The 10,814-nt window shown below is 31.2% G+C and carries 11 protein-coding genes and 1 pseudogene; 5 read left to right on the top strand and 7 right to left on the bottom strand.

Going from position 1 to position 10,814, the window contains the following annotated elements; translation table 11 throughout:
• Positions 1 to 295: 295 nt before the first annotated feature.
• Together ACA31_RS01840 and ACA31_RS01835 are read left to right on the top strand one after the other, a co-directional pair.
• The gene (locus ACA31_RS01840) at positions 296 to 1,756 is read left to right on the top strand and encodes an MDR family MFS transporter (RefSeq protein ID WP_057511685.1); all 1,461 of its coding nucleotides are present in this window, start codon (positions 296 to 298) and stop codon (positions 1,754 to 1,756) included.
• A gap of 253 nt (positions 1,757 to 2,009) precedes the next feature.
• Positions 2,010 to 2,747, top strand: coding sequence for an SDR family oxidoreductase (locus ACA31_RS01835; protein ID WP_031867995.1), 738 nt, complete (start codon positions 2,010 to 2,012; stop codon positions 2,745 to 2,747).
• A gap of 184 nt (positions 2,748 to 2,931) precedes the next feature.
• Here ACA31_RS01835 and ACA31_RS01830 read toward each other — a convergent pair whose 3' ends face one another.
• Positions 2,932 to 3,903 (bottom strand): oxidoreductase, encoded by a 972-nt coding sequence (locus ACA31_RS01830; RefSeq protein WP_057511684.1) that lies wholly within the window; start codon positions 3,901 to 3,903, stop codon positions 2,932 to 2,934.
• Positions 3,904 to 4,026: 123 nt separating this feature from the next.
• Between ACA31_RS01830 and ACA31_RS01825 the strand changes: the two genes are divergently transcribed.
• Entirely contained in the window at positions 4,027 to 4,446 is a 420-nt protein-coding gene (locus ACA31_RS01825) for a MarR family winged helix-turn-helix transcriptional regulator (RefSeq protein WP_057511683.1), read from the top strand.
• Positions 4,447 to 4,507: 61 nt separating this feature from the next.
• On the opposite strand, the pseudogene ACA31_RS01820 reads toward ACA31_RS01825, so the two are convergent.
• The 6 genes and pseudogenes from ACA31_RS01820 to ACA31_RS01795 all read right to left on the bottom strand — a co-directional run.
• A pseudogene (locus ACA31_RS01820) lies at positions 4,508 to 4,912 on the bottom strand (HAD-IA family hydrolase); the annotation flags it as partial.
• A gap of 195 nt (positions 4,913 to 5,107) precedes the next feature.
• A complete protein-coding gene (locus tag ACA31_RS01815) occupies positions 5,108 to 6,043 on the bottom strand; it encodes a low temperature requirement protein A (RefSeq protein ID WP_057511682.1) in 936 nt (311 codons plus the stop codon).
• 28 nt (positions 6,044 to 6,071) lie between these two features.
• Positions 6,072 to 7,040, bottom strand: coding sequence for a type 1 glutamine amidotransferase domain-containing protein (locus ACA31_RS01810; RefSeq protein WP_057511681.1), 969 nt, complete (start codon positions 7,038 to 7,040; stop codon positions 6,072 to 6,074).
• A gap of 17 nt (positions 7,041 to 7,057) precedes the next feature.
• The gene (locus tag ACA31_RS01805; RefSeq protein WP_057511680.1) at positions 7,058 to 7,405 is read right to left on the bottom strand and encodes a MerR family transcriptional regulator; all 348 of its coding nucleotides are present in this window, start codon (positions 7,403 to 7,405) and stop codon (positions 7,058 to 7,060) included.
• Between the two features lie 46 nt (positions 7,406 to 7,451).
• Positions 7,452 to 7,772: a hypothetical protein gene (locus tag ACA31_RS01800; RefSeq protein WP_002508641.1), complete on the bottom strand. Its 321-nt coding sequence runs from the start codon at positions 7,770 to 7,772 to the stop codon at positions 7,452 to 7,454.
• Between the two features lie 32 nt (positions 7,773 to 7,804).
• Positions 7,805 to 8,563 carry an SDR family oxidoreductase gene (locus ACA31_RS01795; protein ID WP_057511679.1) on the bottom strand — a complete coding sequence of 253 codons (759 nt, stop codon included), beginning with the start codon at positions 8,561 to 8,563 and terminating at the stop codon, positions 7,805 to 7,807.
• A 374-nt stretch (positions 8,564 to 8,937) separates the two neighbouring features.
• Here ACA31_RS01795 and ACA31_RS01790 point away from each other — a divergent pair, with 374 nt between their 5' ends.
• Together ACA31_RS01790 and ACA31_RS01785 are read left to right on the top strand one after the other, a co-directional pair.
• The gene (locus ACA31_RS01790; RefSeq protein ID WP_253721350.1) at positions 8,938 to 9,486 is read left to right on the top strand and encodes a TetR/AcrR family transcriptional regulator; all 549 of its coding nucleotides are present in this window, start codon (positions 8,938 to 8,940) and stop codon (positions 9,484 to 9,486) included.
• A 135-nt stretch (positions 9,487 to 9,621) separates the two neighbouring features.
• On the top strand, positions 9,622 to 10,814 hold a 1,193-nt coding region (locus tag ACA31_RS01785), incomplete at its 3' end, for a DHA2 family efflux MFS transporter permease subunit (protein ID WP_057511678.1).

Genomic DNA, 10,814 nt, shown 5'->3' with positions numbered 1-10,814 from the left:
ACTAGACGAAGGCAATCCTGATGAAATTTTAAAACTGCGTTTAATTAGTGATGGTCTTTGGTTTTCTATAATGTACGAATACCTCGACATGGAACAAATGCAACAAATGGAAAGAATCGTTTTCGAAATTTGTAATTCCTTAAATCAGGAGAATAAATAAATGGTCATTTTAATTGAAGGCACTTATATAAATTTCATCATTCTTAATATGTACCGTAAATACATTTCATAAGTATTAAGCAGATGATTAAAATTTTTAGTTAATTTAAATATTTATGACAGAGAGGGCCTTAACATGAACAATAACAAGCATCAAAAATATGAATATCTAGCAGATGATCCAAATTTTAAAACATTACCGATTATATTTTCACTAATTATTGGAGCTTTTTTTGCTATATTAAATGAAACATTATTAAATATTGCCCTTACATCTTTGATGAAAGAATTTGATATCACCTTACCAACTGTACAATGGATGACGACAGGGTTTATGTTGATTATGGGAATCGTAGCACCGATTTCTGCGTTGCTGTTGCAGTGGTTTACGACAAGACAGTTATTTTTAAGTACTATGACCATTTTCACTCTTGGAACAATAATTTGTGCGGCGGCGCCAGCCTTTTCTATACTCCTTATTGGACGGTTCATTCAAGCAATCGGGACTGGGATGCTTTTGCCTATTATATTTAATGTATTTTTGCTGATTTATCCCCCCTTTAAACGTGGAAAAATCATGGGAATCGTTGGGTTTGTTATCATGTTTGCGCCAACGATTGGGCCAACGCTATCTGGAGTTATTGTTGAATATCTAGGTTGGCGTTCTTTATTTATTATGGTAATCCCATTTTCAATATTCTCAATTGCATTTGCGTCTAAATTTTTAATTAATGTTTCAGAAGTTACTAAACCTAAAATCGATTATTTATCATTAGTTTTTTCAACTATAGGTTTTGGGGCTGTTATATATGGCTTTAGTAGTGCTGGAGAAAGTAAATCAGGCTTTTTAAGTCTAAATGTATTAATTCCAATAACTGTTGGAATCATTGGAATTGTCTTATTTTCAATAAGACAGTTCAATTTAAAAGAGCCCCTAATAGATTTAAGAGTATTTAAATATCCTATGTATACACACGCTATTTTAATGTTTTTAATAATCATCATGACGATGTTTGCTTCAGAAATAATTTTACCTATCTATATGCAAGGGCCATTGGCTTTAACTGCAGCTACTGCGGGGTTAATTTTACTGCCGGGTAGTTTACTTAATGGGGCAATGTCGCCGTTGATGGGATATCTATTTGATAAATTTGGCCCGCGTGTTTTGATGATTCCTGCATCAATTGTGCTAAGTGGGGCAATGTATGTGATGAGTAGATTAAATGTGGACACGCCTTTGTGGGTTGTTATTGTTAGTTATATCTTGTTGATGTTATCTGTTTCAGCAATTATGATGCCTGCTGAAACCAATGGGTTAAATCAACTTCCCAAACACTTATATCCACATGGGACTGCAGTGATGACAACTTTACAACCGGTTGCTGGAGCAATTGGTGTTGCAGTATTTGTTAGTATTATGAATGCGAGACAGCTTCGATTTTTACAAAATTCTGGAAAACCACAAGATCCTGACACAATAAATCAGGCAATGGTTGCAGGAGTTGAACTCGTTTACTTTATTAGTTTTGCTATATCCATTATTGCCGTTATCTTATCGTTTATTGTCTACCGAGCCACTCCGAAAAAAATAGATTAATTATTCAACAAATAATTATACCTTTTAAAAAGGTATGGCTAAACAATAAGACATAGCAATCCAACAAGAAAAAATGTTCCTTATATAGACAGTATTTGATTTTAAGAATGATGCTCTTTTAATATGTCTTTTTATAACGAATTCTTATGTTAATGCAATGAGATTATATTTATTACAAATTTAAAACAGTTCGTTTTACTAATGAATATAATTAATACTATACTAGTTCTTCGTAACATAAGGAGGTAATATAATGAATAATGTAAAAGGTAAAGTAGTAGTTATAACTGGAGCATCTAGTGGTATCGGTGAAGAAACAGCAAGTCTACTCGCTGAAAATGGAGCTAAACTTGTTTTAGGTGCAAGACGTATCGATAAGTTAGAAGAAATCCAACAAAAAATTGGTGATAATGTGAGTATACAAAAAACAGATGTCACTAATGCAGAGGATGTTAATACATTAATTGAAACAGCATATAATGATTTTGGACGTGTAGATGTTTTAATTAACAATGCTGGTCTTATGCCTCAATCTTTCTTAGATAAAAACAAACAAGATGAATGGAATCAAATGATAGATGTTAACATAAAAGGTGTATTATATGGAATCGGTGCTGCCTTACCTTATATGAGAAAACAAAATTCAGGACATATTATTAACTTGGCTTCTGTAGCAGGTCATGCAGTATTCCCAGGAAGCGCTGTCTATAGTGGAACAAAATATGCGGTAAGAGCTATAACAGAAGGGTTAAGACAAGAAGAAGCAACAGTAGGTTCAAAGATTAGAACTACTATACTTTCTCCGGGAGCTATTGATACTGAATTAACAGATCATATTAGTGATAAAGAGATTAAAAAAGGCGTAGACGAATTATATGAAGATGCAATTAAACCAGATGCTATTGCAAGAGCAATTAGCTATGCAATTAATGAACCTGAAAATGCGTCTGTTAACGAATTTATTATTCGTCCAAGTAATCAAATTCTATAATTAGAAAATATTTAATATGAAATAGCAGAACTAGTAAATAATCTAGTATGTTTTTAAGAGTAAATATATATTATCATTTTGAATATTATATAAAATAGGCTATTTTAACTAAATAAAAAGTAAGGAAGGGCTCTACAATTAGATGTTTTGTAGAGCCCTTCCTATTGTGAACTATTTCAAAAAATTACACTTTTAAAATAGTCCTACCTAAATGTTGTCCTTTTAAAAGCTGATCTATCGTTTTATAAAATTCTTCAAATCCAATTTCATTATATAGAAGTGAATTTCCTATATTCCATTCGTTCGCTAACTTACTCCATATATCTTCACGTATATTATGTTCAACATATACAGAATCAATACCAATTAATTTAACACCCCTAAGAATAAACGGTAAAATATTAGCGTTAAGTGAATTTCCTGCTACATTTCCACATACGGTAGCAACACCTTGATAATTTAGACGTTTTAAACCGTATAATGTTACATTACCACCTACTGTATCTAAGAAATAATCAAAAGTGCCTTTTTTAAGTGGTTTGTTATCATCTTCAATTATTATCGCTTGTTTTGCGCCTAAATCATTTGCTATTTCTATTTGTTTCTCTTTTCTTACGATAGCAGTAATATTTTCATATCCAATTTTACGTAAAATTTGTATAGCAACACTGCCCACACCACCTGTAGCACCAGACACTAAAATTTCAGGTTGTGCTTCTATATTCATTCCTTGTTTTTCTAATTCAAAAATGGATAATGCTGCGGTAAAACCGGCTGTACCGTATACCATAGATTCTTTAATAGACATCTCTTGGGGTAGTGGAATAATCCATTCTCCTGGCACCCGGGCATACTCTGAGAATCCGCCCGTATGTGTCATACCAACGTCGTAACCCGTAACTAAAACATTATCGCCTTCTTTAAACTTTTCATTCGAACTTGATTCAACAATACCAGAAAAATCTATACCAGGAATCATAGGATAATCTCTAATTACGCCGCCTTTATATTGCAAACCGAGCATATCCTTATAATTTATAGAAGAGTACTCCACTTTTACTAATACATCCCCCTCCGATAAATGAGATTCATCAACGGTTTCTACTTTATAACTAACGTTTGATTTACTGTTTTTCACTACTAGCGCATTGAACATTTATTAGCCTTCTTTCATAATAATTTTGGCATAATATATTTTTGTAACAAAACTATTTCTTGCTAGAATGTATCATGATATAATAAACTAGTCAATATTATTAATTTAAGTGAGGTTTTAATTATGGAATTAGATAATTGTATAAATTATTTACTAAGTACTTCACAGAATAAAGTGTTTAAACATTTTAAAAGTTTATTAAATCCTTACAATACTACTCCGGCAGAATATGGTGTTTTGAATTGTTTAATTAATAGTAAATTAAATACACCTAAAGCGATTGGTAATACTTTAAATTTAGAACCGTCAACAATATCTGGAATACTAGATAAGATGTCAAAAAAAGGGCTGATAACACGTAGAACTGATAATGAAAACAGAAGAACTGTGTTAATTAGTAGTACAGATAAAGCAAAAGACTTATGGCCGACATTAGAAAAAATAGCCAATCAACTCAATAATGACTACTTTTCAAATCTAACTAATGAGGAAATTGAAAGTTTTAAAAAGGTATTACTAAAAATAAATAAAAGTGATTTTTAATTTTCATAGTATAAAAGAGGGGACTTAAGAAATGATTTTCTTAAGCCCCCTCTTTTATATTTTATTTCCATTCTAATATACCACTTAAATCTTGATAAATGATGTTGGGTTCTAAATTCAATTCTTCAATCGGAAGATTTTGACGATTTATCCAAGCGGTTTGAAAACCATAATTTTTTGCACCGGATATATCCCATCCATTTGAAGACATAAATAACACTTCTTCTGGTTTGACTTCTAAAATTTGTGATACATAATGATATGACTCGATAGTTGGTTTAAAATGTTTTACTTCGTCAGCACTAATTATTTGATCAAATTCACCTGATAATTCAGATTTCTCAATTAGAGGGTCTAGCATATCATGTGAACCGTTTGAAAACACAGCAAGTTTTTTATTTTTTAATTGATTTAGTACTTCTTTAACTTCTGAATAGGGAGTAAGATACAAATATTCTTTTAAAAGATTGTTTGTGATACAAAATCTCTCAATATAAAATTGAGGATATCATTTTCTATTGCATAAAGTTTCTCTAATAAATTGTAAAAATCCTTCAGCTATAACTGAAGGATTTTTGCAGTTTATTTTAATATAATATCTCACGCGTAATTTTTTTCTATAAAGTTAAAGAACTATAAAAAGAAAAGTATAAAGAGCAATTTATGCTTTCTCCTTATGTAAGCCTATATTTGTTAATATACTGACTATAAATAAAACTAAGAATAGTATGAATCCATATATTTCAGATGTATTCAGATGTTCATGAGATAACAGTTTATTCATAATTAAAAACATCATATCTAATGAAAATATTAATAATAAATGTACATAAATTGTTGTGAATCCTGTTTTGTTTGTTGTGTTTTTATCTGTTGATTTATAGTGATGAACATATATAACAAATAAACACGTAATAAAGGCGAAACATAATGCATATAAAATATTTAAGCGGGTCAATTCAATATTTTGTATTAATAAAACTAGGCCTTCACCAAATAATAAAATCACTAATAAGCTTAATCGTTCAGTCAAATGGTTAAAGAATATAGGGTTACGATATGAAGTCTTATAAAAGAGTAGCGGAAAGACTGCTACGATAAAAATTCCTATAAAATACACCCTAAAATTAATCGGTGATGGCAACATTATAGATATTATAGAAAGAATAATTGTTAATAATAAACCAATCATATAAACTTTAACCAATTTCATATCTACTTTCGCATTGGTAAATTTATAATTAATGAAGTATTGTATAAAAATACTTAGATATACCAAGGCTGACATTAAAACAAATGGAAGAAATGTTTGTTGAAAATCGCTATTTATAGCTTTAGACAATATAACGATTAAATACATATCTATAAACACAAAGATGTATTGATACCATTTTTGATTGAAGAACCTATTAACTAAAAGTGTACGGTAAACCCATATAGAGAAAAAGACGAGAAAAAGCATGAAGCTTTTTCCTAGTTCTTCTAAAGACATTAAATTATGTGAAATGCCTTCTGCAGTCTGATTAATAGTAGATAAAATATAAACAAATATTAAATCGAAAAATAATTCTGTCATGCTGACTTCTCTTTTCTTCATTTTTCCACTCCTAAACCTGGTCTTTTAATTATTTAGGTAAAATTTCCTTCAGTTTATCTGTTTGATCATCTATAGCTTGTGGTCCATTACCAGTTAATAATTTTCTGGTTTTATCATATACAACAAGCGATTTTGTAAAGTTTTTTGTTGTTTTAACATTGAAATTATAGGAAATTAACTTTTTATCTACGTAATAGTGTAACCGCGTCTTTTTATTTTTTATTTTAGGGTACCCAGATATTAACATGAACAACTCACCTATTTTAGGTACTGTAGTTATATGGGCGCCTTCGTATAATGATTTGTCATAATTATACGGTTTACCTTTATCATCAATTCTGAGTCTAGCAGACGTTAAAGCAATGGGCGCATGACATATTAAAGAAGTGATGACTTTTTGTTCTGACAATTGATTTAACACTTCGCCTAATTCTGGGTTATCTAAGAAATCTACCATAGGCGCATGCCCTCCAGGTAGGTGCACGAATGATAAATTTTCAAAACTAAAATCATTGTTATTATCAGCATTGTTTTCCAATAATTCTTTTAAAGAATAAAATTTCTTTTCTTCTAAGTCATCCATTTTTCTAACAATCTGTTTTCTAAATTCTTTCGTCTCTTCATCTGTGTTACTCAAATTTTGCGATACAGGCAGTTTTCCAAGTAAATCGTATAAAGTGTTTAATTCCTTTTCTCTGCGGTCGACAAGTTTGGTATTCTTTTGACGATAATTAGTGGGATCTTTATAAAATTTTTCTTTCACAGACGCAATGCCTAGCTTTTCTCCAGCTTGCATACTTAAAGATTCCCCATTAATATCTAATGTCGGTTTTTCGCCATTTGGCGTAGCGAAAATAAATTCATAATCGTCTTTAAAAGTGTCCAATATTTTTCCCATTTCAACTAAAAAGAATCCTGTGTCTATTTTTTGTTTAGTGGGATTATTTAATGGTAGTTCATTTGCTGATGATATAATTATTAAAGCTTGTTTTTTCATAGTATACCTCGATTCTCTTATTCGTTTTCCAATAATTTGAATTTTTCTTCTAATACTTTAAGACCTTCATCTATAAGTCTTTTTTGTTCTATTAAATTTTTTTGATGTTCTAAAAATATGTCTTTTCGTTTCATTTTGGTAGAACTTCCTTGATGATACAATTCAGCAATTTCTTTTAACTTTGATACAGGCATATGTGTCTGACGCATACATTTTATAAATTCAATCCAATATAGGTCTTCTACTGAAAAATCTCTATAGCCATTCTTATTTCTGGTAACAAATGGAAAAAGCCCTGCTTTGTCATAGTATCGAATAGTATGTTCACTGATGCCTAAATTATCGGCTACTTGCTTTACTTGCATAATTTACCTCCTAAAAAAGGTGACTTTATAAAGTCACCTTTTTGGTCTATTTAATAAGTTGAACTAGTAAATCTTCATAGTCATTATGGATAATAGCTTCAAACCCAAATGTTGATACCATATCACTCTTTAATGACTCCACAGTGTTATAACCAATAAGTTCAGGATCATCTATTTTTAAACCAATTCGTTTAATGTCATTATGGAATAAATTATTTTGATGAGATAGCTCAATTATTTCTTCAGCTAAAGATTTAACGTAATTATTACTTGGCAAAGATACGTTCTTATCATCTATGACCTTTTCTTCCGTAATAATCTTAATATCTGTTTCATTTTCTTTAAATATTGCTAAAAAGTAATACATATCAAAATGACCTCCTTATTCTTTAAAGTTAACTAGCGTGTCGTATAACCGCCATTTGCAAATAATGTTTGTCCATTTATCCACCAACCATCTAAAGTTAAGAAAGTAATAATCGGCGCGATGTCTTCTATATTTGTAAGTTGATTATGAAGTGCTTGGGATTTATGGAATGCCACAGCATCTTCGCCTTCTTGAGGATAGAAGAAAGGTGTATCCATTGGTCCAGGAGCCACTGCATTAACTGAAATCCCTCTATCCATAAACTCTGATGATGCTGCGCGTGTATAATGCTCGACGGGAGCTTTTCCTCCAGCGTAAGTTGAATAAAATCCTGTATAAGCAGCAAGCAATGCAGTGGCTAGAGTGATGATTTTGCCATTATCATTCATAGCCTTTTCAGCATATTTAATAAAGAAATAAGCTGACTTTGCATTGATGTCTGCCATACTATCAAACTCTTCTTCAGTCGTTTCTGAAATAGGTTTTTTAAGTACTTTTCCTACTGTATTTATTGCAATATCAACTTTTCCAAACGTCTCTTCAGCATGTTGAAATAAAGCTTGGACATTACTAACCTTAGTTAAATCACCAGAAAATAATGTACCTTCTCCACCTAACTCTTCAACTTTTGAAAGTGTAGCTTTAGCATCATCTAAAGACTTTTCATCATGATAATGGATTACTAATTTAGCCCCATCTTTAGCGTAAGTAGTACTTAATAAGCCGCCAAGGTTCTTAGCACCACCAGCAATAACTACAACTTTGTCTTCTAAACTATTAAATTTACCCATATTATATAACCTCCTTTGAATATATTTCAATCATAAACCTTAGACCGCGATATCAAGCAAGTGTTTGTTGGAAAATTCTAATCACTTTTTTAGTGGTATCTTTTTGTGTCATTAGAGCCTACCTTGATTAAACATTTAAAGATTCTTGTGAAATACTGTTTCTATTTGTACGATTAGGGCGTATGAGAATGGGTGTTTAAAATAATTGTAAGTGAGACAGAATTTGCTTTTGAAACGATTAAGCCACTTCTTTGAAAAGAAGTGGCTTTTAATATTTTAACCTTTCGATAACAACTCATTACGTTGACCAAACAAAAATACCGTGTTATATTCACTATACTGAACGGTAAGTATAGTAAAATTGAGATTAGGGCGTGAATCAAATCAATAAAAAGCAAGAATTATTAAGTTTAGCAGCAAAGATTATACAAGAAGATGGTATGCATAAATTGACCATGGATTATTTAGCTAAAAAGGCAAATATCACTAAAGGTGGTGTCTTATACCACTTTAATAATAAAGAAACATTAATAAAAAAAATGAATGAAATGGTTATAGAAGAATTTGAAACGGCCATAGAATATCACATTTCTATGCTTTCAGGGTCTTATAAGTTCACCAGAGCATATGCTATGGCAACCCTTGACTGTTTACGTGAATCAAATAACACACAGTTAACAGCGGTTTTAATTTCTTCTCGCGAAGATAAAAATAGTTTGAAACTATGGAAGGATGTTACGCAGACTTGGCAGGAAAGATTTGCACTAGACGAAGGCAATCCTGATGAAATTTTAAAACTGCGTTTAATTAGTGATGGTCTTTGGTTTTCTATAATGTACGAATACCTCGACATGGAACAAATGCAACAAATGGAAAGAATCGTTTTCGAAATTTGTAATTCCTTAAATCAGGAGAATAAATAAATGGTCATTTTAATTGAAGGCACTTATATAAATTTCATCATTCTTAATATGTACCGTAAATACATTTCATAAGTATTAAGCAGATGATTAAAATTTTTAGTTAATTTAAATATTTATGACAGAGAGGGCCTTAACATGAACAATAACAAGCATCAAAAATATGAATATCTAGCAGATGATCCAAATTTTAAAACATTACCGATTATATTTTCACTAATTATTGGAGCTTTTTTTGCTATATTAAATGAAACATTATTAAATATTGCCCTTACATCTTTGATGAAAGAATTTGATATCACCTTACCAACTGTACAATGGATGACGACAGGGTTTATGTTGATTATGGGAATCGTAGCACCGATTTCTGCGTTGCTGTTGCAGTGGTTTACGACAAGACAGTTATTTTTAAGTACTATGACCATTTTCACTCTTGGAACAATAATTTGTGCGGCGGCGCCAGCCTTTTCTATACTCCTTATTGGACGGTTCATTCAAGCAATCGGGACTGGGATGCTTTTGCCTATTATATTTAATGTATTTTTGCTGATTTATCCCCCCTTTAAACGTGGAAAAATCATGGGAATCGTTGGGTTTGTTATCATGTTTGCGCCAACGATTGGGCCAACGCTATCTGGAGTTATTGTTGAATATCTAGGTTGGCGTTCTTTATTTATTATGGTAATCCCATTTTCAATATTCTCAATTGCATTTGCGTCTAAATTTTTAATTAATGTTTCAGAAGTTACTAAACCTAAAATCGATTATTTATCATTAGTTTTTTCAACTATAGGTTTTGGGGCTGTTATATATGGCTTTAGTAGTGCTGGAGAAAGTAAATCAGGCTTTTTAAGTCTAAATGTATTAATTCCAATAACTGTTGGAATCATTGGAATTGTCTTATTTTCAATAAGACAGTTCAATTTAAAAGAGCCCCTAATAGATTTAAGAGTATTTAAATATCCTATGTATACACACGCTATTTTAATGTTTTTAATAATCATCATGACGATGTTTGCTTCAGAAATAATTTTACCTATCTATATGCAAGGGCCATTGGCTTTAACTGCAGCTACTGCGGGGTTAATTTTACTGCCGGGTAGTTTACTTAATGGGGCAATGTCGCCGTTGATGGGATATCTATTTGATAAATTTGGCCCGCGTGTTTTGATGATTCCTGCATCAATTGTGCTAAGTGGGGCAATGTATGTGATGAGTAGATTAAATGTGGACACGCCTTTGTGGGTTGTTATTGTTAGTTATATCTTGTTGATGTTATCTGTTTCAGCAATTATGATGCCTGCTGAAACCAATGGGTTAAATCAACTTCC

Source organism: Staphylococcus sp. NAM3COL9 (assembly GCF_001431205.1).
Classification (GTDB): Bacteria; Bacillota; Bacilli; order Staphylococcales; family Staphylococcaceae; genus Staphylococcus.
This window is presented reverse-complemented; position numbering and strand designations above follow the sequence as displayed.

What these genes read in the sequence shown, in the direction of transcription:
- ACA31_RS01840 (WP_057511685.1), top strand. Translation starts at nt 296, where the DNA reads ATGAACAATAACAAGCATCAAAAATATGAATATCTAGCAGATGATCCA.
- ACA31_RS01835 (WP_031867995.1), top strand. Translation starts at nt 2,010, where the DNA reads ATGAATAATGTAAAAGGTAAAGTAGTAGTTATAACTGGAGCATCTAGT.
- ACA31_RS01830 (WP_057511684.1), bottom strand. Translation starts at nt 3,903, where the DNA reads ATGTTCAATGCGCTAGTAGTGAAAAACAGTAAATCAAACGTTAGTTAT.
- ACA31_RS01825 (WP_057511683.1), top strand. Translation starts at nt 4,027, where the DNA reads ATGGAATTAGATAATTGTATAAATTATTTACTAAGTACTTCACAGAAT.
- ACA31_RS01815 (WP_057511682.1), bottom strand. Translation starts at nt 6,043, where the DNA reads ATGAAGAAAAGAGAAGTCAGCATGACAGAATTATTTTTCGATTTAATA.
- ACA31_RS01810 (WP_057511681.1), bottom strand. Translation starts at nt 7,040, where the DNA reads ATGAAAAAACAAGCTTTAATAATTATATCATCAGCAAATGAACTACCA.
- ACA31_RS01805 (WP_057511680.1), bottom strand. Translation starts at nt 7,405, where the DNA reads ATGCAAGTAAAGCAAGTAGCCGATAATTTAGGCATCAGTGAACATACT.
- ACA31_RS01800 (WP_002508641.1), bottom strand. Translation starts at nt 7,772, where the DNA reads ATGTATTACTTTTTAGCAATATTTAAAGAAAATGAAACAGATATTAAG.
- ACA31_RS01795 (WP_057511679.1), bottom strand. Translation starts at nt 8,563, where the DNA reads ATGGGTAAATTTAATAGTTTAGAAGACAAAGTTGTAGTTATTGCTGGT.